Annotated in this window: 19 protein-coding genes and 1 pseudogene; 11 read left to right on the plus strand and 9 right to left on the minus strand. The window is 70.1% G+C overall.

Annotated features, from left to right (window positions below; all coding sequences use genetic code 11):
• Positions 1–147: 147 nt before the first annotated feature.
• Positions 148–396 carry a hypothetical protein gene (locus J1M41_RS10645; RefSeq protein ID WP_060974079.1) on the plus strand — a complete coding sequence of 83 codons (249 nt, stop codon included), beginning with the start codon at positions 148–150 and terminating at the stop codon, positions 394–396.
• Between the two features lie 106 nt (positions 397–502).
• Here J1M41_RS10645 and J1M41_RS10650 read toward each other — a convergent pair whose 3' ends face one another.
• From J1M41_RS10650 to J1M41_RS10675, 6 genes are all read right to left on the minus strand, one after another.
• Positions 503–1,558, minus strand: coding sequence for a type II glyceraldehyde-3-phosphate dehydrogenase (locus J1M41_RS10650; RefSeq protein WP_002854314.1), 1,056 nt, complete (start codon positions 1,556–1,558; stop codon positions 503–505).
• An 88-nt stretch (positions 1,559–1,646) separates the two neighbouring features.
• Positions 1,647–2,330: a DUF305 domain-containing protein gene (locus tag J1M41_RS10655; protein ID WP_206451724.1), complete on the minus strand. Its 684-nt coding sequence runs from the start codon at positions 2,328–2,330 to the stop codon at positions 1,647–1,649.
• 59 nt (positions 2,331–2,389) lie between these two features.
• Positions 2,390–4,405 carry a copper-translocating P-type ATPase gene (locus J1M41_RS10660; protein WP_206451737.1) on the minus strand — a complete coding sequence of 672 codons (2,016 nt, stop codon included), beginning with the start codon at positions 4,403–4,405 and terminating at the stop codon, positions 2,390–2,392.
• Between the two features lie 297 nt (positions 4,406–4,702).
• Positions 4,703–5,032: a heavy-metal-associated domain-containing protein gene (locus J1M41_RS10665; protein WP_002854303.1), complete on the minus strand. Its 330-nt coding sequence runs from the start codon at positions 5,030–5,032 to the stop codon at positions 4,703–4,705.
• Between the two features lie 97 nt (positions 5,033–5,129).
• Entirely contained in the window at positions 5,130–6,272 is a 1,143-nt protein-coding gene (locus J1M41_RS10670) for a cell wall metabolism sensor histidine kinase WalK (RefSeq protein WP_206451725.1), read from the minus strand.
• Positions 6,269–6,988 carry a response regulator transcription factor gene (locus J1M41_RS10675; RefSeq protein WP_206451726.1) on the minus strand — a complete coding sequence of 240 codons (720 nt, stop codon included), beginning with the start codon at positions 6,986–6,988 and terminating at the stop codon, positions 6,269–6,271. The genes J1M41_RS10670 and J1M41_RS10675 overlap by 4 nt, the downstream gene beginning before the upstream one ends.
• A 156-nt stretch (positions 6,989–7,144) precedes the next feature.
• Between J1M41_RS10675 and J1M41_RS10680 the strand changes: the two genes are divergently transcribed.
• The 3 genes and pseudogenes from J1M41_RS10680 to J1M41_RS10690 all read left to right on the plus strand — a co-directional run bounded on the left by J1M41_RS10680 (position 7,145) and on the right by J1M41_RS10690 (position 11,486).
• On the plus strand, positions 7,145–8,011 hold the full coding sequence (locus J1M41_RS10680) for a F510_1955 family glycosylhydrolase (protein ID WP_206451727.1): 867 nt from the start codon (positions 7,145–7,147) through the stop codon (positions 8,009–8,011).
• Between the two features lie 612 nt (positions 8,012–8,623).
• Entirely contained in the window at positions 8,624–10,189 is a 1,566-nt protein-coding gene (locus J1M41_RS10685) for a multicopper oxidase family protein (protein ID WP_113913948.1), read from the plus strand.
• 119 nt (positions 10,190–10,308) lie between these two features.
• Positions 10,309–11,486 (plus strand): annotated as a pseudogene (locus tag J1M41_RS10690) (IS3 family transposase).
• A 478-nt stretch (positions 11,487–11,964) separates the two neighbouring features.
• Here J1M41_RS10690 and J1M41_RS10695 read toward each other — a convergent pair.
• Both J1M41_RS10695 and J1M41_RS12125 read right to left on the minus strand, forming a co-directional pair.
• Positions 11,965–12,810: an alpha/beta fold hydrolase gene (locus tag J1M41_RS10695; RefSeq protein WP_206451728.1), complete on the minus strand. Its 846-nt coding sequence runs from the start codon at positions 12,808–12,810 to the stop codon at positions 11,965–11,967.
• A gap of 87 nt (positions 12,811–12,897) precedes the next feature.
• Positions 12,898–13,275, minus strand: a complete 378-nt coding sequence (locus J1M41_RS12125) for a hypothetical protein (RefSeq protein ID WP_230282231.1) — start codon at positions 13,273–13,275, stop codon at positions 12,898–12,900.
• Positions 13,276–13,372: 97 nt separating this feature from the next.
• Between J1M41_RS12125 and glsA the strand changes: the two genes are divergently transcribed.
• From glsA to J1M41_RS10740, 7 genes are all read left to right on the plus strand, one after another.
• Positions 13,373–14,329, plus strand: a complete 957-nt coding sequence (glsA, locus tag J1M41_RS10710; RefSeq protein ID WP_206451730.1) for a glutaminase A — start codon at positions 13,373–13,375, stop codon at positions 14,327–14,329.
• Positions 14,330–14,431: 102 nt separating this feature from the next.
• Positions 14,432–15,370, plus strand: a complete 939-nt coding sequence (locus J1M41_RS10715; protein ID WP_070708480.1) for an SDR family oxidoreductase — start codon at positions 14,432–14,434, stop codon at positions 15,368–15,370.
• Positions 15,367–16,437, plus strand: a complete 1,071-nt coding sequence (locus J1M41_RS10720) for a nucleoside hydrolase (RefSeq protein ID WP_206451731.1) — start codon at positions 15,367–15,369, stop codon at positions 16,435–16,437. The genes J1M41_RS10715 and J1M41_RS10720 overlap by 4 nt, the downstream gene beginning before the upstream one ends.
• Positions 16,438–16,517: 80 nt before the next feature.
• Positions 16,518–17,351 carry an aldo/keto reductase gene (locus tag J1M41_RS10725; protein ID WP_206451732.1) on the plus strand — a complete coding sequence of 278 codons (834 nt, stop codon included), beginning with the start codon at positions 16,518–16,520 and terminating at the stop codon, positions 17,349–17,351.
• A gap of 131 nt (positions 17,352–17,482) precedes the next feature.
• The gene (locus J1M41_RS10730) at positions 17,483–18,406 is read left to right on the plus strand and encodes a phage holin family protein (RefSeq protein ID WP_206451733.1); all 924 of its coding nucleotides are present in this window, start codon (positions 17,483–17,485) and stop codon (positions 18,404–18,406) included.
• Between the two features lie 508 nt (positions 18,407–18,914).
• Entirely contained in the window at positions 18,915–19,325 is a 411-nt protein-coding gene (locus tag J1M41_RS10735) for a four-helix bundle copper-binding protein (protein WP_044659891.1), read from the plus strand.
• Between the two features lie 96 nt (positions 19,326–19,421).
• On the plus strand, positions 19,422–20,042 hold the full coding sequence (locus J1M41_RS10740; protein ID WP_241247948.1) for a class I fructose-bisphosphate aldolase: 621 nt from the start codon (positions 19,422–19,424) through the stop codon (positions 20,040–20,042).
• Here the strand turns inward: J1M41_RS10740 and J1M41_RS10745 are convergent.
• On the minus strand, positions 20,039–20,170 hold a 132-nt coding region (locus tag J1M41_RS10745), incomplete at its 5' end, for an integrase core domain-containing protein (RefSeq protein ID WP_148110974.1). The two genes, J1M41_RS10740 and J1M41_RS10745, sit on opposite strands and share 4 nt — an antisense overlap.

The raw sequence follows: 20,170 nt of genomic DNA on the forward strand, positions 1-20,170 counted from the left end.
TTAGCGTGAGTCATGAGTGGGTCTCTTCTGGCAGGTGGGTGGTGTAGGAACCTCCATCCTGCGGGGCGGGGCCCACTCGTCTCATCTCAGCCCGGTACCCATGTCAAGAACCTCATGACCCACAACAACTAGTCGGTCATCCTCAAAGTGACGCTGCCGGAGCGGGCGGACTTCTACCGCGAGTTCGTGGACCATCCCCGAGTGATCCGCGTCCTGGCCCTGTCGGGCGGCTATACCCGGGCCCAGGCCACCACCCTGCTGGCCCGCAACCACGGCGTGATCGCCAGCTTCTCCCGCGCCCTGACCGAAGGGCTGAGTACGGCCCAGAGCCCAGCGCAGTTCAATGCGGTGTTGGATGAGGCCATCAACGCGATCGCGACGGCCTCTCGCACCTGACCGGAGGCCATAGGACCGCTGCGGTAGTCTGCGGCCGCCGAAGCGGTGTCCGACCACCCCCCATTCCTGGGGCCGGGCCCCGCCTCAGCGGCGTCTGCCGCGCAGTTCAACGGGCAGCCACCGAGGAGCGCACGAAGTCCTGGCGCACCCCCAAGGCGCGGTCGGTGCGCCGGATGGACTCGCCGCCGTCGTCGACGGTTCCGGTGAGGGCCCGGATCGCGTCGATGTTCTCGGGGACGACGATCGCCTGGTTGTCCACCGTGTAGGTGTAGTACAGCTCGTTGCCGTCCACGGTGAGGATGTCTTCCCAGAGGGCCACCTCATACATATCACCCCGGGGCCGGCCCAGGTCCTCCATGAGTTCCACGGTGCTATTGACCGCCACGACGCCGTCCGAGCGCCGGACGAAGGCGATCCGCGGCATCGCCCGGAACGCCTCCAACACCTCCTGCTTCTCGGCCGGGCGGGTGAGCTCGATCGTCCAGTAGTGCAGGTGGTTCTGAGTGTGGGCTCCCTTGGCGGCCATGGTGACCACGTCCAGGTCCGGGACCACCGACTGGGCGTCGGGCCCCTGATGGCTGGGGATTCGGCCCTCGGGGACGATGGTGTTCATGATCCCCGAGTGGTCCGATTCCCACGGATCGGTGGCCCGGCGGATGAGCACCCCCCGGGCCTTGGACAGCAGTCCGACGTCCTTCAGCGCGGTAAGGGCCCGGACGGTGGCGGTGGTATTGCAGGACACCACCCGGGTGCTGTCCCGGCCCAGGGCGGTGGCGTAGTTGGCGTGGGCGACGAAGGAGTGGCCGGTGAGATCGTGCTTCTCCCCGCCCTGGAACACGGATTTGACCCCGTGGGCACGGTAGAGCTCCAGGTTGCCGGCGCCCACCTGGGCCGGGGTGCAGTCCACCACGACGTCAACGTTCTCGAGCAGGTCGTGCAGGCCTCCGACGACGGGAAGGCCGGCATCCGCCATCACCGGTAGGGCCTGCTCGGTAGAGGCGTAGACGGGGATACCCTTCCCGGCCGCAGTCGCGATCCGGTAGTCAGCGATGACGTCACTGACTCCGACCAGCGCCATGTCCTCCTGGGCCCGGACCGCGTCGGCGACGCGTTTGCCGATGACCCCGTACCCGTTCACCGCGACCTTGATCTTGTCCTGCATGCTCGTCTCCTTTCCTGGAGGACCCGTTCCGGTTTCGGGGTCTATCGCCAGCCGCGTCTCACCGGATGCCCGCAGCGGACGACGGTGCTCAGAGCTTGTCGAGCATCTGTTGCATTTCGGTGATCTCGGCCTCCTGGTCGGCGATGACCTGCTCGGCGAGCTGCACGGCCTGCGGGTTCTGGCCGTCCTCGACCTCGTCCTTGGCCATGTCCACGGCGCCCTTGTGGTGGGCGGTCATCTGCTCCAGGTACAACCGGGCGGCCTCGGTGCCCTGGGCCTGCTCCAGGGCGGCCATGTCCTCCTCGGACATCATCCCGGACATCCCGCCGTGGTCCATGCCCTCCATACCGTCCATGCCGTCCGTGTCCACGGGGTCTTGGCCCCAGGCGGTGAGCATGGCGTTCATGCGCTCGATCTCCGGGCCCTGGGCGTCGATGACCTTCTGGGCGAACGCGGCCACCTCCGCCGGGACGTCGTCCTTGGCCAGCAGCATCTCGCTCATCTCAACGGCCTGCTGGTGGTGCGGGATCATCATTTGGGCGAACATCACGTCCGCGTCGTTGTGCTCGGCGGAGACCTCCTCGGCCGAACCGGTGGCCGAGCTAGTAGCCGATTCCGTGGCGGACGGTGTCGCGGTGTCCGTGGCCGCGGGGGTGGCGGCGGTGGCCGAGGCCTCAGCGCCGGCGTTCTCGTCCTGGGCGCCGGTGCCGCAGGCGGTCAAGGTCAGGGCGGAGGCCAGGGCCAGGGCGGTCAGCGTCATGGTGCGTTTCATGGTGGGTCCTTCCACAGTGGGTTGAGGGTTCATATCAGAGTTAGCGCCAAGAGGCGCGATCAGGAGGTCGCGGGTTGAAGGGCAGCCTGCGACCGGGGGCGCTCGAGAGGAGCCAGGTGCTCCGGGTCCAGGTCGATCCGGCGCAGCAGCTGGGCGTTGAGGGCCACCACGATGGTGGAGACGGACATCAGGATCGCGCCCACCGCGGGGGAGAGCACGAACCCGATCGGGGCGAGCACGCCGGCGGCCAGCGGCACGGCGAGCACGTTGTAGCCGGTGGCCCACACCAGGTTCTGGATCATCTTGGTGTAGCTGGCCTGGGAGAGCTCGATCATCGACAGCACCGCGCGGGGGTCGTTGCTGGCCAGCACAACGCCGGCGGACTCCATGGCCACGTCGGTGCCGGCGCCGATGGCGATGCCGACCTCGGCCCGCGCCAGCGCCGGGGCGTCGTTGACGCCGTCGCCCACCATGGCCACGGACAGTCCCCGGGACTGCAACTCGGTGACCTTGGTGTCCTTGTCCTGGGGGAGGACCTCGGCGAAGACCTCGTCGATGCCCAGGTCCGCCCCGACGGCCTCGGCGACCTGGCGGGCATCGCCGGTGATCATCGCGACCTTGATGCCGCGGGCGTGCAGGGCGGCCACGGCGGCCCGGGACTCGGGGCGGACCTTGTCCTCCACGGCGACCGCGCCGATAACGGACCCCTCGCGCAGCACGTGCAACACCCCGGCCCCGCGCGCGGTCCAGGAGGCGGTGTGCTCAGTGATCTCCGCCGGCATGGTCAGGTTAAGCTCGCGCAGCATGTTCGGGCCCCCGACGAGGATCTCGGAACCGTCCACGGTGGCGCGCACCCCGCGGCCCATGGCAGCACTGAAGTCCGTGCCGCGCTTGCGCAACGTGCTGGCCTGCGGGTGCTGCCCGGCGGCGGTGACGATGGCCCGGGCCACCGGGTGCTCGCTGTCGGCCTCGGCCGCGGCGGCGTAGGCCAACAGCTCGGCCTCGGAAATGCCGGGCGCCGCGGCGACACCGGTGACGGCGTGGGCGCCCTCGGTCAGGGTGCCGGTCTTGTCAAAGAGCACCACGTCGATGGTCCGCATCTTCTCCAGGGCCATCCGGTCCTTGATCAGCAGCCCGGACTTGGCGGCGCGTTCGGTGGAGAGGGCGATCACCAGCGGGATGGCCAGGCCCAGGGCGTGCGGGCAGGCGATGACCAGCACGGTCACGGTGCGGGTGACCGCGTCGGTGGGCTGGCCGATCGCGGTCCACACGATCGCGGTGATGATCGCCGCAACCAGGGCGAACCAGAACAGCAACGCGGCGGCCCGGTCTGCCAACGCCTGGGCCCGGGAGGAGGACTCCTGGGCGTCGGCGACCATCCGCTGGATCCCGGCCAGGGTCGTGTCGGTCCCGACGGCGGCCACCTTCACCCGCACGGTGTTGTCGGTGGCCACGGTCCCAGCGACCACCGTGTCCCCGGCCTGGCGCAGCACGGGCTTCGACTCCCCGGTGATCATCGCCTCGTCGAACTCCGCGGCGCCCTCGAGGATGGTCCCGTCGGCCGGCACCCGGGCCCCGGCCCGCACTAGCACCACATCGCCCACGGCCAACTCGGTGATCGGCACGGTGATGGTGTCACCGTCCTCGACCTTCTCGGCCTCCTCCGGCAGCAGCGCCGCCAGCGCGTCCAAGGCGGAGGAGGCCGCGCCCAGGGCGCGCATCTCCATCCAGTGGCCCAGCAGCATGATGACCACCAGCAGCGCCAGCTCCCACCAGAAGTCCAGCATCAGGTCCCCGATGCCCAGGGTCGTGACCCAGGAGGCGACGAAGGCCACCGTGATGGCCATCGCGATCAGCAGCATCATCCCGGGCTGGCGGGCGCGCAACTCGGTCAGCCCGCCCTTCAGGAAGGGCATGCCGCCATAGAGGTAGATCACGGTGCCCAGCACCGGGGCGATCCACGCCGAGCCCGGGAACTCGGGGACGTGGTAGCCCAGCAGCTGCCCGACCATGTGGCTGAAGAACACCACCGGGATGGAGAGCACCAGTGAGACCCAGAACCGGTTCTTGAACATCGCGGTGGAATGCCCGGCGTGCTGACCGTGGTCGTGGACCTGGTGGTCCTCGTCCAGGGCCGAGTGGGCGTGGCCCTGGGGCATGGCCTGCCCGTGGGTGGCCGCGTCCGCGGGGTGGTGGGCGGCATGGTCGGTGTGGTTGGCGTGGCCGGCGTGGGGGTTCGGGTCTGGGTGTTCGGCGGTCTGGTCGGTGGGGTGATCGTGGTGGTGCGGGGTGCTCATGGTGTTCCTTCTGCTCGGCGGTCTGTTCGGCGACCGGCTCGGCGGTGGGGCGCCGACCTCGAGGGGATGGGTCGGTTAGATCCGGACGCGGTAGCCGGCCGCTTCGATGGCCGTCCGCACGGAGTCCGCGGAGGCGGGCCCGGTCACGGTGACGGGGGAGGCCCCGCCGGCGACCAGTTCGACCCGGACATCGTCCACCCCGTCCAGGGCGCTCACGGCCTCGGCGACGGAGCCCACGCAGTGTCCGCAGGTCATGCCCTCCACCTGGTAGGTCGCGTCGCCGGCGCTCGTCCCGGTTGGGTCGGCACTCTGGTGCCCGGCGGGGGCGGTGGCGTCGGCGGCTGGGGCGCAGCACGAGCAGCCGTTGGTGGCCCCCGGCAGCGGGGTGCGGGCGGATTCGGTCATGACGGTCTCCTTCAGGTCTGAGGGCGGCGCCGGACGGCGCCTCTCCTCTTGGTATATACTCCCCGGGGGTATCATTCAAGGGGTGGAGCGCCGGTGTTCACGGTGGATAAACGGGTGCGCCGGTAGGTGGGCTGGTCGGGGGCTGCTTGGTGGGCAGGTCGATGGTGAACGTCGCCCCGGCCGTGGTGGAGGTGGCGCTCAAGGTGCCGCCGTGGGTCTGGATGAGAGCTCGGGAGATGGCCAGGCCGACCCCGGAGCCGCCGTGGTCACGGTCGCGGGCGGTGTCCCCGCGGTAGAAGCGTTCGAAGACGTGCGGCAGGTGCTCGGGAGAGATCCCCTCCCCGGTGTCGGTGACGCTGAGCGTGACCCCGGACGGGCTTTGTCGGGCCTCGAGGGTGACCCGGCCCCCGGCCGGGGTGTGGCGCAGGGCGTTGGTGAGCAGGTTGCCCAGGACCTGGCCCATGCGCTGGCGGTCCACGTCCACGGCCAGGCCCGGATCGGCGTCCATGGTCAGGGCCACGCCCTTGGTGGCGTAGGCCTCCTTGTGGGCCTCGGTCGCGGCATGCAGCAGCCCGCTGACCCCTTGGGGGCTGCGGTCCAGTTCGATCCGGCCCTCCTCGGCGCGGGAGACGTCGTTGATGTCCTCCACCAGCCGGGTCAACCGGGCCAGCTGCTCGCCCATCAGCTCACCGGTGGGCTCGTCCCAGTGGGACACCCCGTCTTGCAGGGCCTCGTGGTAGACGGTCAGCACGGAGACGGGGGTGCGCAGCTCGTGGGCCAGGTCCGAGAGCATCCGTCGACGGGTGTCCTCGGTGCGCTGAAGCCGTGCGGCCATGGTGTTGAAAGACCCTGCCAGCTCCTCCACCTCGGTGCCGACGCCCATGGCCGGCACGCGGGTGTCGTACCGTCCACCGGCCATGGCCTTGGCCGCCTGGGTCAGGGCGTTGATCGGACTCTGGATCCGGCGGGCGACATGCCAGGTCAATGCCAGACAACAGATCAAGGCCGTGGCCAGGGCCACGCCCAGGGTCCAGAAATTGGCGTCCCGGTAGGCCTGCTCCACGTGCAGCATCTGGGCTGCATCGTGTCCGGCCCCGGCCTGTTCCAGGTGCTCGTGGAACAGTGGTGGGCCGGCCAGGGAGGCCACCACCACCGCGGCCAGCACGCTGGCCCCCACCACCAGCAGCTGGGCGAGGAAGAACCGGGCCGCTAATCCTTGGTAGCGCCGCCGGCCGGTCATTGCTCCGCCATCCGGTAGCCGACCCCGCGGACGGTGTCGATATAGCGGGCCGGGTCCGCGTCGAGCTTGCGGCGCAGGTTCTTGATGTGCACGTCCACGAGCCGTTCATCGCCCACCCAGGCCGGGTCCCAGACGATATCGATCAGCTGGCGCCGGGAGAAGGCCTGGTGCGGGCGCCCCGACAAGGCGGCCAGCAGGTCGAACTCCGTGCGCGTTAGTTGCACCACCTGGCCCGACACGCGGGCCTCGTGGGCGGCCAGGTCGATGACCAGGTCACCGCAGACCCGTTCCGGTTCGGGGGCTGACACCGTTGTGCGCGGCCGGCGCATGACCGCCCCCACCCGGGCGACCAGCTCCCGGACGCTGAAGGGTTTGGTGATGTAGTCATCGGCCCCCACCGCCAATCCCTCCAACCGGTGGTGCTCATCGCCGCGGGCGGTGAGCATCAGCACATAGCACTCGGAGAAGGCCCGCACCCGCCGGCACACCTCGATCCCGTCCAGCCCGGGCAGGCCCAGGTCCAGGACTATCACGTCGGGCTCGTGAACCCGGGCGGCCTGCACTGCGGCCGGGCCGGTGTGGGTGAGGGCCACCTCGTAGCCGGCCCGCTCCAGGTAGGTGGCCACCATGCGCGCCAGCGGCTTCTCGTCATCGACCACCAACACCCGGCCGGCCGCCGGACCAGTCCCAGTGTCAGTCCCAGTGCCAGAGTTCATGGGTCCAGTCTCGCTCTGTCTCGCGCCCCGGCGGCTCAGAACGGTGCCGGGGCGGGGAATCTTCATCGAATCTTCAAGGCAAACCGCCCCATCCCGGCGCGTCACCGGCCGACAATGGTAGAAGCCCCGCCTTTTGGCCCGGGGCGGAAAGGCTCCATGACCCCCCTGACCCGCAGAACCCTGATCGCCGGCGGGCTGACCCTGCTCGGCGCTGGCACCCTCACCGCCTGCGCCGCGCCGAACCCCGCGACATCCCCGGCGGCCGGCACCGGCACGCAGGGCACCGGCACGGCCATCACCCACGTCCATGCCCTCACCCGGGACCCCGAGTCCGGTGAGGTGCTGCTGGCCACCCACCAGGGCCTGTTCCGGCTCCAGGACGGGGAGCTGACCCAGGTCGGTCCGGTCGTGGACTTCATGGGTTTCACTCTGACTCCCGAGGGCCGCTACCTGGCCTCGGGTCACCCCGCGCCGCGCACCGACCTGCCCGAGCCGCTGGGCCTGGCCGAGTCCACCGACCGGGGCCAGAGCTGGACGGTGCTCTCCCGCGGCGGCGCATCCGATTTCCACGCCCTGGCCGCCGGCCCGAACGGGGTCCTCGGCTTCGATGGGCAACTGCGCGCCAGCACCGACGGCCTCACCTGGCAGAGCCTTGAGATCCCCGTCGCCCCGGCATCGCTGGCGATCTCCCCCAAAACCGGGACCGTGCTGGCCACCACCGAAACCGGCATGTTGCGCTCGACCGACCACGGCGCGACCTGGACCACCCTGGACACCCCCCAGCTGATGCACCTGGTCGCCTGGGCCGATGACACCACCGCCGTGGGCGCCGGCACCGAGGGACACCTGCTGACCAGCACCGACGCCGGCGACACCTGGACCGCCAGCGACCGCCCGGTCGGCACGGCCTCCGCCCTGGGCGCCGGCATCACCGACGACGGGCAGACCGAAGCACTGCTGGTCATCGGTTCGACCGTGCTGTCCACCACCGACGGCGGGAACACCACCGAACAGCTGCTGTGACCTCCTCCCGCCGCCCCCTGTCCGGCTGGCCCGCCCTTCGAACCGTTCTGGGCACCCTCGTGTTGATCCTGGGCCTGCTCGGGATGCACGCTGGTACGGGCACCAGCGCGGCTTGGGCCGCCACCGGTACGGCCGCCGCCACAACTGTTCATCACCTCGGGCCGGGGGCCATCGGTCCGGCCGGCATGGTGCCCGAGGTCGTGCTCCCGGCCGAGCCTGCCGGGGATGAGGCAGCCGACCCCGGGCTGCCGGTCTGTGCCCTGGAGGCCGTGGACGATACCTGCGCCTCGGCCCTGACCAAGGCACCTGTCGTGTCCCACTTGGCCTCCCGGGCCCTCCTGCCTAGCCCCGGTGGGGGACTGACCGCACCACCCCTGCCCTGGGTTGCCCATTTCCGGCCCCCGTGGACCCTTCACTGGCTCAACTGGCCATCAGCCGCACCTAAAGCCCCCGGCCGCGCCCCACCGGTGAGCGCAGGGTCCGCCAATACCTCCGGGTGAGAGCGGCACGCAGCCCCGGTACGCCACCGGCCTCACCCAGCAACTGATCAGCCATGCCCGGCCCCGTCGCGCCCGCCTGCGACACGGGGCCGGATGACGGAAAGAAGAACCGATGACCTCCTCACTGACCACCCGCCGCACCTTCCTGGGCGCCTCCGTCGGGGCCCTGGCGCTGGCCGGGCTGGCCGCCTGCGCCGATCCCGTCATCAGCCCCCAACCGTCAGGGCGCATCCTGCCCACCGACCCGCTGGTCGCCGAGTACGAGAAACGACGCGCCGCCTCGGGCACCACCGTCACCCACCGGCTCTCCGCCGCACCCCTCGAGACCTCCCTCCAGGGTCGGGGCCTGACCACCTGGGGATACAACGACGGCCTCAACGGGCCGCTGCTGCGCGCCCAGACCGGGGACCTGCTCAAGGTCAGCGTCGCCAACGACCTGCCCGAGGACACGAGCGTGCACTGGCACGGGCTGGCCCTGCGCAACGACGCCGACGGAGTCCAGGGGGTGACCCAGGACCCCATCGCCGCCGGAGGACGCTATACGTACGGCTTCCGGCTGTCCCATCCGGGCACGTACTGGTACCACTCCCACTTCGACACCCAGCGCGAACGCGCCCTGTACGGGGCCCTGATCGTCGAGGACCCCAACGAGCCCCTCAGCTACGACCAGGAATGGGTCGTGATCCTGGACGACTGGCTCGACGGGATCACCGGAACACCGCAGGACGTCGTCGAGGAACTCTCCGCCGGGATGGACATGTCCGGCGACATGGAGGGCATGGCCGGCATGGCGGGCATGGACCACGGGTCCATGAGCCAGGACAGCTCCTCGGGCATGCCCATGAAGCACATGCTCATGGGCGCTGAGAGCGACTATCTGGGCGGGGACGCCGGCGACGTGAAGATCCCCGTGCACCTGTTCAACGGCCGCCCCCCATCCGACCCGGACACCTTCTCCAGCACCCCGGGCAACCGGATCCGCCTGCGCTTGATCAACGCGGCCGGAGACACCGCCTACCGGGTCGGGATCCCCGGCCAGGAACTGACCATCACCCACACCGACGGGTTCCCGGTCCAGCCCCGCCAGGCCGATGCCGTCGTCCTGGGGATGGGCGAACGCCTGGACGTGCTGATCACCCTCGGCGACCAGGCGGTGCCCGTACTGGCCCTGCCCGAGGGCAAGACCGGCCACGCCTACGGCATCATCGCAGCCGGTCCAAAGACCACGCTCTCCGGTCGGCTCCCGCAGACCCTGGGCGGAACCGTGCTCGATGGCAGCCGACTGAAGGCACACGAATCCGTCCTGCTCCCACCCAAGGACCCGACCAGGACCCACGAGGTACGCCTCACCGGATCGATGATGGAGTACGACTGGGGCATCAACGGGCGACGCTTCGACCCGGCCAACCCCTTCGAGGGCGCCTTCGAACTCCGGTTGGACGAACGCGTGCGGGTCACGATGACCAACGACACCGACATGTGGCACCCCATGCACCTGCACGGCCACACCTTCCAGCTGGCCGACCATGGCGCCCGCAAGGACACGGTCATCATCAAACCCCGGCAAACCATCGTCTTCGACTTCGAGGCGGACAACCCGGGTCAGTGGCTGACCCACTGCCACAACGCCTACCACGCCGAGGCCGGGATGATGGGCGTCTTCTCCTACATCCACTGACCCTCCCGCCCGGCCCACACCCCTCCATCCACGGGGGGATCGCACGGTGGCGGGTCTGCCGTGAGTTTGGTTGACATCTGATCTGTGGTCCCGGGAGGGACTGCTGGAAGGATGACCCCATGCCCGCTGCATACCCCCGAGAGTTCCGCCAGGACGTGGTCGCGATCGCCCGTAAGGGTCAGATGCCGATCGCGCAGGTCGCGAAGGACTTCGGCATCGCCGCCTCCTGCCTACGGCGCTGGCTGGCCCAGGATGATGTCGAGGCCGGGATCCGGCCCGGCATCACCAAGGCTGAGAACGAGGAGTTGAAGGCTCTCAAGCGCCGCAACCGTGAATTGGAGATGGAGAACGAGGTCCTACGCCGCGCCGCCGCGTATCTGTCGCAGGCGAACCTGAAGTTGGGCCAGTCCCCACAATGAGCTATCCCGTCGTGAAGGACCTGGCCCGCGACGGGATTCCCGTGAAACTCTCCTGCCGGGTCCTCGGGTTCTCCCGTCAGGCCTACTACCAGTGGCTGGCCGAACCTGTCAGCGAGCGGGAATGGTCCGACGCGCATGCCGCCAACGCCGTCCTCGATGCCCATGCCGATGACCCGGAGTTCGGATACCGGTTCCTGGCTGATGAGCTCCGCGGCCGTGGCTTGTCCGTGTCGGACCATCAGGTGTTGAAGGCCTGTCGGCTCGTGAAGGTCCGCTGCTGCCACTGGTTCCGTCGCGGCTCGGGCAAGCGTCCTGGCCCTGCCGTTCATGATGATCTGGTTCGTCGTGAGTTCCGCGCTGAGAAGCCGAACCAGCTGTGGCTCACGGACATCTCGGAGCATTGGGCCGGGGATTCCAAGCTCTATCTCTGCGCGGTCAAGGACGTGTTCTCGAACCGGATCGTGGGCTACTCGATCGATCGGCGGATGAGCTCGCAGCTGGCTGTGGATGCCCTGCAGATGGCTCTGGCCCGGCGTGGAGGCAAGGCCGAGGTGCAGGGTTGCCGGGTGCATTCGGATCGAGGATCGCAATTTCGAGCCAGACGATTCGTGGAGACGCTGCGGGTCAACGGCCTGGTCGGGTCGATGGGCCGGGTCGGTGCTGCTGGGGACAACGCGGCGATGGAATCCTTCTTCGCGCTGTTGCAGAAGAACGTGCTGAACCGGCGGCGCTGGCAGTCCTTCGACCAGCTCCGGCTCGCGATCGTGAGCTGGATCGAGCGGACCTATCACCGCCGTCGTAGGCAGGCCCGTCTCGGGAAGCTCACCCCTGTCGAGTTCGAGATGGTTCAATCAGTCCAGGCGGCTGCCGCCGCCTGATAACTCGTGTCAAGCAAACTCATGGCAGACCCTTCTCACGCGCCTGAATCTCGCCGTCATGGATCGACAGCACCTCGGTCTGTGCGCCAGCCCGCTCCAGAAGCGCCGCGCAGGCTCTGACTGACCGACATCAGGAAGCACTTCACGGCTGAGGAGAAGCTCTGTCTCTGCGCGAACAAGGCCGTCGCAGGCCGCGGCGGTGCAGCCGTGGTGGCTGGGTGCCTGGTGCACGAGGACCGGGGCTCGCAGTTCCGATCTGGCCTATTTCAGGACGCGCGCACCCGTCATGGGCCGATCGGCTTCGTACTCGACGTCCTGACGCGCGGTTCTGCCGGCCGGTCGGCCTGATCCCGCGCTCCGGGTGATCACGGCGTCGGATCGAGCCTGACAGGTCAGCGTCGGCGCCGTGGTGGATGGCATGCACCACCCCCACGAGCGCCGTGTCGCGTTCAGCACTCTGGTGGGCCTACCTGCCCCCTCACTCCGCCAGGAATTCCAGCAGGATCCGGTTGAACTCCTCGGAGTGGCTGGTGTTGAAGCCGTGCGGGGCATCCTTGACCAGTTCGACGCGGCTGCCGTCGATCGCCTTGTGCGTCCGCTTGCCGGAGCCCTTGAACGGCGCGATCTGGTCGGCGTCGCCGTGCAGGACCAGGGCCGGCACGGTCACTGCCGGCAGGTCGCGGCGGAAGTCGGTGGCCCCGAACGCGTCCATGCAGGCCAGCGCCGCCGTCTGGTCGGACTGCAGCGCCATCCGGATGGCCTCCTGGCGCTGCTCCTCGGTGACCTTGAGGCTGCTGGTCAGGCCGGCCAGCTTGGGGGTGGAGAAGAACGTCGTCGTGAAGTCGTCGAAGAACGACTCGCGGTCCTTCTCGAGACCCGCGCGCATCTCGGCGGCCTGCTTCTCGGTCAGCGGGCCGTCGGGGTTGTCGTCGGTCTTCAGCAGGTACGGGGGCACCGCGCCGGCGAACACCACCGAGTGGATCCGGTCCGCGCCGAACCGGGACATGTAGCGCGCCACCTCGCCACCGCCCATCGAGAAGCCCACGAGCGTCACGTCACGCAGGTCGAGCTCGGTGAGCAGACCGTGCAGGTCGGCGGTCATCGTGTCGTAGTCGTACCCGCCGGCGGGCTTCTCCGAGGCGCCGAAGCCCCGCCGGTCATAGGTGATCACGCGGTAGTGCGGGGACAGGGCTGCGACCTGGTCCTTCCACGAGTCGAGGGTCAGCGGCCAGCCGTGGATGAGGACCACGGGACGCCCGTGGCCGGCCTCCTCCACGTTCAGTCCGATCGTGCCGTGGTCCGTGGGGATCTGCATGAGGGTCATGTGCGTCTGCCTTCCTGTGCTCTCGGGGGACGACGGCGGCGCTCGGCCGCCGCTTCCTCCTCACGCTAGGCACGCGCTCGGCACGTGTCAGGCTTCGGTCTCCGCCATCCTGCGCAGCGTCAGCGCGTTGAACGCGGCGTGGCCGTGGTTGTCGTTGTTGAAGTAGACGTAGGCGGGGCGCGCGCCCGCCGCGTCCGCGCCGGTCAGCTCCCGCAGCCGCCCCACCCAGGGGCGAGCTCGGCGTCGGAGAACGATCCGCCGTAGCGCCGGTCCGGGTCCGCGTTGTGGAAGCGCACGTAGGCGAGACACCCGGTCGCGCTCCGTGCAGTGGTCGAGCTGATCGGCGATCCGCAGCCCCTGCGGGTAGAAGGTCCCGCGCCCGTGCTTGTAGATCCAGCCGGAGGTCCCGATCCGCACATCCAGCCCCCGACGACACTCCCGGCCCGGGTCCCCGGGTCTTGCCATGACCTGCCGCTGGGCCCGAATGCCCCGGTCCAGTGAACGCCGTGACCGGCCCGGCACCCGCCCGCGACCCGGGCGCCCGCCCACTACTGTGACAGGAATGGACACGACGCGATTCGACGACGGCCTGCGCGCGATGCTCGACGAGGTGGAGTCCGACCGCCGCGGCGAGCCCTCCGACTACCTCGAGGACGTCGCCGGCCAGCATGTGGACGGCCTCGCCGTGGCGGTGTGCACGGTGGACGGCCACCAGGCCGCCGCCGGGGAGACCGAGCACGCCTTCGCGCTGCAGTCGGTCTCCAAGGCCCTCACCTACGCGGTGGTGCTGCAGGAGATCGGCCTGGACCACGTGCTGGAGGACGTGGGCGTCGAGCCCTCCGGTGAGTCGTTCAACCACCTGTCCCTGCACGACGACGGCCGGCCGTGCAACCCGCTGATCAACGCCGGCGCCATCCTGGTCCACTCCCTCCTGCCCGCCGGGGACGAGGATGAGCGGACGGCCCTGCTGCTGCGCCGCTACAGCGCGCTGGCCGGCGTCGAGCTGGAGGTCTGCGAGGACGTCCTCGACGCCGAGCGCACCCGCGCCGACCGCAACCTGGGCCTGGCCCACCTGCTCGCCGACGCCGGCCGGCTGCCCATCTCGGCCCGCGAGGCCGTGGCCGGGTACCTCGCGCAGTGCTCGGTCCTGGTCACCGCACCCCAGCTGGCCGTCATGGGCGCCACCCTCGCCGCTGGCGGCACGAACCCCGTGACGGGGGAGCGGGTGCTGGACGAGTGGGTGGCGCAGCAGGCGATGTCCGTGATGCTCACCTGCGGCATGTACGACGCCAGCGGCCAGTGGGTGGCCGAGGTCGGCGTGCCCGCGAAGTCCGGCGTCTCGGGCGCGCTGCTCGGCGCCGTGCCCGGGGCCCTGGGCCTCGCCACGTGGTCGCCGCGCCTGGATGAGCAAGGTAACTCCCGGCGTGGCATCGGGTTGTTCGAGGGGCTCAGCGCGCGCTGGGACCTGCACGTGCTCCAGCACCGTGGCGCCCTGCGCGGCCTCAGCGGGCCCCGCTGACGCCTAGCCGCCGCGGCGCCGTCGTCGCGTGGGCCACGCCGCCGACGACGCCGCGCCCCGTCCCTTGTCACCCTCTGGCGCTCGCCTCGTAGCATCGGGCCCATGACCACTCCAGAGAAGAAGGACGACGCCCCCGCGATCCCCGTGCAGGACTCCCAGCTGGCCCACGACGACCCGCGCACCCGCCACCCGAAGCTCCGCGTCGCCAAGCAGCGCCAGCCCGAGCCGGGCCTGGACGTGAAGACGGATCCCGTCCCGGACATCGGTCTGGACTCGTACCGGGGGATGGGCCGGCTGACCGGCCGCAAGGCCCTGATCACCGGCGGCGACTCCGGCATCGGTGCCGCGGTCGCCATCGCCTACGCCCGTGAGGGCGCGGACGTCGCCATCGCCTACCTGCCTCAGGAGCAGCCCGACGCCGACCGCGTCCTGGCGGCGATCGAGGCGGCCGGGCGCACCGCCGTCGCGTTGCCGGGCGACCTGATGGACGCCGACTACCGTGCCTCCCTCGTGGACGAGGCCGCGCAGCGCCTCGGCGGCCTGGACATCCTCGTGAACAACGCGGGCAAGCAGTTCATCTCCGATGACCTGACCGATCTCACCGACGAGCAGGTCCACGAGACGTTCCAGATCAACATCATGTCCATGTTCACGCTCAGCCGCGCCGCGCTGAAGCACATGGGCCCGGGCAGCACGATCGTGAACACCACCTCGGTGCAGGCCTACAACCCCAACCCGAGGCTCCTCGACTACGCGGCCACCAAGGGCGCCATCAACAACTTCACCAAGGGCCTGGCCGAGCAGCTCGGCCCGAAGGGCATCCGTGTCAACGCGGTGGCGCCCGGGCCCATCTGGACGGTGCAGCACGTGTCCTACGGTGAGCCCGAGGAGAAGCTGCCCGAGTTCGGCCACAGCACCCCCATCGGCCGCGCCGGCCAGCCCGTGGAGATGGCGCCCGCCTACGTGTTCCTTGCCTCGGGCGAGTCCAGCTACGTCAACGGCGAGACCCTCAACGCCAACGGCGGCACGCCCACCCCGTGACCGCCCGCCTCCTCGCCGACGTCGACACCGGCATCGACGATGCCTGCGCCCTGCTCCACCTCGTGGGCGCCCACCGCCTCGGTGTCGGCCCCGAGCTCGCGGCCGTCACCACCACGGGCGGCAACGCGACCGCCCGGGACTGCGCCCTCAACACCGCCGCGGTGCTGGACCTGGCCGGTCGGGCCGACGTCGAGGTGGCCGTCGGTGCCGAGACCCCGCTGCGCCGCCCTGCGGTCACCACCCCGGAGACCCACGGCGACGGCGGTCTCGGCCATGCCTGGATCGAGCGGCGCCCTGAGCGGCTCTCGCCCCGGCCCGCCGTGGAGGTGTGGCTGGACGAGCTGCGGGCCCACCCCGGGGAGACGACGATCCTCTGCACCGCGCCGCTGACGAACCTGGCCCTCGCTCTGCGCGCCGAGCCGCGCCTGCCGTTCCTCGCCCGCGGCATCGTGATCATGGGCGGCTCCTTCTATCATCCGGGCAACACCACGCCCACCGCCGAGTGGAACACCTGGGTGGACCCGGACGCCGCGAAGGAGGTGTTCGCGGCCGTCGAGGGCCTGCCCGAGGACCGCCTGCCGATCGTCTGCGCGCTCGAGACCACGGAGCGGATCGAGTACACGCCGGCCCTGCTGGACGGCCTCCTGGCCGACGCCGGGGCCCGTCCCGTCGGCTGGTCCGCGGACCGGCCGCGGGTCGCCGGACCGGACGCCGCGACCGGCAGCCCCGTCCTGGACGTGCTCGCCGACGCGCTGCGCTTCTACTTCGAGTTCCACCACGACTACGACCAGGGCTACATCGCGCACCTGCACGACCTCTTCGCCGCCCAGGTGGCCGCGGGCCAGGCCCGCATCGCCACGCGGGCCACCGTCGTCGATGTCGAGGCGGACTCGGAGCTGCTGCGCGGCACCACCGTCCACGACACGCGGGACATCTGGGGCAGGCGCCCCAACGCCCAGCTCGTCACGGCCAACGACCCCGCGGAGGTGTTCGCGGCCTTCGCCCGCGCGGTGGGCGCCGTCGTCGCGGGGGAGCGCACGCTCGACGGCGGTTCCCCGGCCCGGTGACCGCCGTCGGGAATGCCCCCCGTCCGCGTGCGGTTGCACCCGAGGCATCCGCCCGACCCCGACCTCCCAGGAGTGCCCCCATGACCAGCGTGCCCACCGTCCCGTTCCACGACGGCCAGCAGATCCCGCAGCTCGGATTCGGCGTGTGGCAGGTCGAGGACGACGTCGCGGCCGACGTCGTCGAGCAGGCGATCCGCGCCGGCTACCGCCACATCGACACCGCCGCGATCTACGGGAACGAGGAGGGCGTGGGCCGCGGCATCGCCGCGTCCGGCGTCGCCCGCGAGGAGCTGTTCCTCACCACCAAGGTGTGGAACTCGGACCAGGGCTACGAGGAGGCGCTCGCCGCCCTCGACGTCTCGCTCGACAAGCTCGGCACCGACTACGTCGACCTCTACCTCATCCACTGGGCCAAGCCGGCGCAGGGGAAGTATGTGGACACCTGGAAGGCACTGATCGAGGCGCAGAAGCAGGGCAAGGTGCGCTCGATCGGCGTCTCCAACTTCCCGGCCGCCCAGCTCGAGGAGATCATCGAGGCCACCGGCGTGGTGCCCGCGATCCACCAGGTCGAGACCCACCCGTACTGGCAGCAGCGCGAGCTGCGCGAGGTCGAGGGCCGCCACGGCATCGTCCACGAGTCCTGGTCCCCGCTCGGTCAGGGCGGCGACCTCCTCGCCGACCCCGTGGTCACGGAGATCGCCGAGGCCCGCGGTGCGACGCCGGCCCAGGTGGTCATCGCGTGGCACCTCGCCCACGGCTTCGTGGTCATTCCCAAGTCCGTGACGCCCGAGCGCATCGTCTCGAACCTCGAGGCCGCGGGGGTGGAGCTGACCGACGACGACGTCGCCCGGATCGACGCCCTCGACCGCGAGGACGGCCGTCTCGGCCCCGACCCGGCGGTCATCGACTTCTGATCCAGCCGCCACCGCGCGCACCCGGCCCGTCCCCCTGGGGGCGGGCCGGTGATAGCTTTGCTCGAGAATGCCCGGCGACCGCCGCGCCGCCCGGGCGCATCTGTCCAGGCACTCCACGGAAGGCATGCACCATGTCCCACCAGGCTCCCCCCGCCGATGCGTCGAAGGCCCGCGCGCCGCGGACCGCCGTCCCGGTGACCCCGCAGACCCGCGCGAGCTCGCTGACCGACCTGCTCGGCGCCCTCGTGCGCCTGTTGCCCCTGCAGATGAAGGACGAGCTCGAGCTCGCCAAGAGACACGTGGCCGCGAAGGGCAAGAAGGCCGGCATCGGCGCCGGCATCGCGGTGGTGGGCCTGTTCTTCCTCGCACTCATGGTGGTCGCCCTCGTGGTGACCCTGATCGGCGCCTTCGCCGACCCGACCTTCTGGTTCCCGGCGCTGATGGTGGCGCTGGCCTTCCTCGTGCTCGGCCTGATCTTCGCCGGCGTCGGCCTCATGATGGTCAAGGGCGCCATGCCGCTCGTGCCGCAGGAGATCGTGCGCAACCTCGAGTACGACCTCGGCTACCTCAAGGAGGGCAACGCCTTCGATCCGGCCGAGTACGACCGCCTCAAGGCGGAGCGCGCCGAGGCCAAGCGCGTCGAGGCCGCCCGCGAGGCCGAGCGGAAGAAGGTGGAGAAGGAGGAGAACAAGAAGGCCCGCAAGAACGGCGAGGCCGCTCCCCACCCGGACCGCGACGACGCCACCGAGGCGGAGATCCGCCGTCGTGCCGACCTGCGCCGCCGCCACCTGGGCGACATCCGCTCCGGCCTGGACGAGAAGACCAGCGTGAAGGGCCAGCTCGCGGCCTTCGCCGCGCAGCGCAAGGGTCGCGGCGTCACCCCCGAGACCGCACACGCCACCGAGCAGACCGCGCCGTTCACCGGTGCCGCCCGCGCGGGGGAGCGGACCGCCGAGGCCGAGGACTACGTGAAGGACAACTGGCAGCCGCTCGCGCTGCTCGGCGCCTCCTCCGCCGCGTTCGTGGCGCTCGCCGGCCGCCTGCGCCGCCGCTGACCCGGGGGGGGGTGCCCGCCCGCTCTCCACTGCCGCCGTGTCCCCTCGGGCACGTCACTGATCTTCCTCGCCCAGTCCTTGCTTGCCATCGCCCATACCTCCAGTGATTCCGAGAGGGTGTTGCGACGACCGATTGAATCCACCTTGCGATCCTCGGTCCGAATGCACCCGGCAACCCTGCACCGGCGGCCTCGACGCCCCTGGTCGGATCGCATAAGCGCTCTTCCCGACACCGACCGTCCGGTCCGACAGGATCCACGTTGAGGCGAGCCCTGCTGGTCCTCCCCGTCGGCGTGGTCCTCAGGGCCGTCGGCCGGGCTGAGGGGCGGCTGGTCACACCTGCGTCATCCCTGCCCGTAAAGGAGTCCGCGGGCCTCCGTGGCCGGCGATCTTCACGGAACCTTCAAGGTTGAGCCCTTCACCCGCGTCGGCGGGGCGGTCTACAGTCGATGAAAGGGCGGGCCGGCGAAGGCCGGTGCGTCGGATCAGATCGACGAAGGAGCACATCATGACCCATCACGTGAGCGCCATGCTGGAGACCTACCCGAAGGAGGTGGGGAACATCGATCGGCAGAAACTGGCCGAATGCATCCAGGCCTGCTTCGAGTGCGCCCAGACGTGCACCGCCTGCGCGGACGCCTGCCTGGCCGAGGACATGGTCGCCGACCTGAGGCAGTGCATCCGGTTGAACCTGGACTGCGCCGATGTGTGCGCCGCCACAGGCCGGATGCTGTCCCGGCAGACCGGCACCAACGTCGAGACCACCCGCGCCCTGCTCGAGGCCTGCCGGGCCGCCTGCAAGACGTGCGGGGACGAATGCGAGAGCCACGCCCAGATGCACGAGCACTGCAAGGTGTGTGCCGAGGCCTGCCGCCGGTGTGAACAGGCCTGCGCGGACCTGCTCGTCACCCTGGGTTGAGCCTGCTGATGACCGTTCCCCCTTGAGGGCGGCCAGTCGTCCATGACGCGCGCAGGGAACCCGGACCACCGTGCTCCCTCGCCGCGGAAGGCTCCCATGGACTCGGAGAAGTATCAGAGGGTCAGGAACGGTGCCGGATTCGTCGCGGCGCTGGACCAGAGCGGGGGCAGCACCCCGGCGGCCTTGCACCTCTACGGGATCGACAAGGATGCCTACTCCGGCCCAGAGGAGATGTTCGACCTGGTACACCAGGTGCGCACACGTATCATCACCAGCCCCAGCTTCGACGGTGAGCGCGTCATGGGGGCCATCCTGTTCGAGAACACAATGAACCGCCAGGTGGAGGGTTCCCCCACGGGCGACTACCTGTGGAACAGCAAAGGCATCGTGCCCTTCCTCAAAATCGACCAGGGCTTGGCCCCGGAACAGCAAGGCGCCCAGCTCATGAAACCCATCCCGCACCTGGATGACTTACTGTCTCGAGCCGTCGAAAAGCACATGTTCGGGACGAAGATGCGCTCGGTCATCAAGCTGCCCGGGGACGGGGTGGGCTCCGTCGTGGAGCAGCAGTTCGGGCTCGCCCGTCAGATCCTCGTTACCGGGCTGGTGCCCATCATCGAGCCCGAGGTGGATATCCGCAGCCCCCGCAAGGCTGAGGCGGAGGACCAGCTCAAGGCGGCAATCCTCGCCCAACTGGACAAGCTCGGAGACGACTAGTTGTAGGAGGGCATGACGTTGTTGACTCGGGTCGGTGCCAGTGAGGCCGGAGGAGCGTCTCCGCAGGAGGTATGAGGCCGATGGTAGTTGTAGTGGTTCACCCACACCTGCAGGGCCTCACGCCGAGC

It is taken from the genome of Micrococcus sp. KRD096 (genome assembly GCF_017168495.1).
Taxonomy (GTDB): domain Bacteria; phylum Actinomycetota; class Actinomycetes; order Actinomycetales; family Micrococcaceae; genus Micrococcus; species Micrococcus luteus.

Bases quoted from the DNA above. Each gene is read 5' to 3' on its own strand.
- J1M41_RS10650 (WP_002854314.1), bottom strand. From the start codon at position 1,558: ATGCAGGACAAGATCAAGGTCGCGGTGAACGGGTACGGGGTCATCGGC.
- J1M41_RS10655 (WP_206451724.1), bottom strand. From the start codon at position 2,330: ATGAAACGCACCATGACGCTGACCGCCCTGGCCCTGGCCTCCGCCCTG.
- J1M41_RS10660 (WP_206451737.1), bottom strand. From the start codon at position 4,405: ATGTTCAAGAACCGGTTCTGGGTCTCACTGGTGCTCTCCATCCCGGTG.
- J1M41_RS10665 (WP_002854303.1), bottom strand. From the start codon at position 5,032: ATGACCGAATCCGCCCGCACCCCGCTGCCGGGGGCCACCAACGGCTGC.
- J1M41_RS10670 (WP_206451725.1), bottom strand. From the start codon at position 6,272: ATGACCGGCCGGCGGCGCTACCAAGGATTAGCGGCCCGGTTCTTCCTC.
- J1M41_RS10675 (WP_206451726.1), bottom strand. From the start codon at position 6,988: ATGAACTCTGGCACTGGGACTGACACTGGGACTGGTCCGGCGGCCGGC.
- J1M41_RS10680 (WP_206451727.1), top strand. From the start codon at position 7,145: ATGACCCCCCTGACCCGCAGAACCCTGATCGCCGGCGGGCTGACCCTG.
- J1M41_RS10685 (WP_113913948.1), top strand. From the start codon at position 8,624: ATGACCTCCTCACTGACCACCCGCCGCACCTTCCTGGGCGCCTCCGTC.
- J1M41_RS10695 (WP_206451728.1), bottom strand. From the start codon at position 12,810: ATGACCCTCATGCAGATCCCCACGGACCACGGCACGATCGGACTGAAC.
- J1M41_RS12125 (WP_230282231.1), bottom strand. From the start codon at position 13,275: ATGGCAAGACCCGGGGACCCGGGCCGGGAGTGTCGTCGGGGGCTGGAT.
- glsA (WP_206451730.1), top strand. From the start codon at position 13,373: ATGGACACGACGCGATTCGACGACGGCCTGCGCGCGATGCTCGACGAG.
- J1M41_RS10715 (WP_070708480.1), top strand. From the start codon at position 14,432: ATGACCACTCCAGAGAAGAAGGACGACGCCCCCGCGATCCCCGTGCAG.
- J1M41_RS10725 (WP_206451732.1), top strand. From the start codon at position 16,518: ATGACCAGCGTGCCCACCGTCCCGTTCCACGACGGCCAGCAGATCCCG.
- J1M41_RS10730 (WP_206451733.1), top strand. From the start codon at position 17,483: ATGTCCCACCAGGCTCCCCCCGCCGATGCGTCGAAGGCCCGCGCGCCG.
- J1M41_RS10735 (WP_044659891.1), top strand. From the start codon at position 18,915: ATGACCCATCACGTGAGCGCCATGCTGGAGACCTACCCGAAGGAGGTG.
- J1M41_RS10740 (WP_241247948.1), top strand. From the start codon at position 19,422: ATGGACTCGGAGAAGTATCAGAGGGTCAGGAACGGTGCCGGATTCGTC.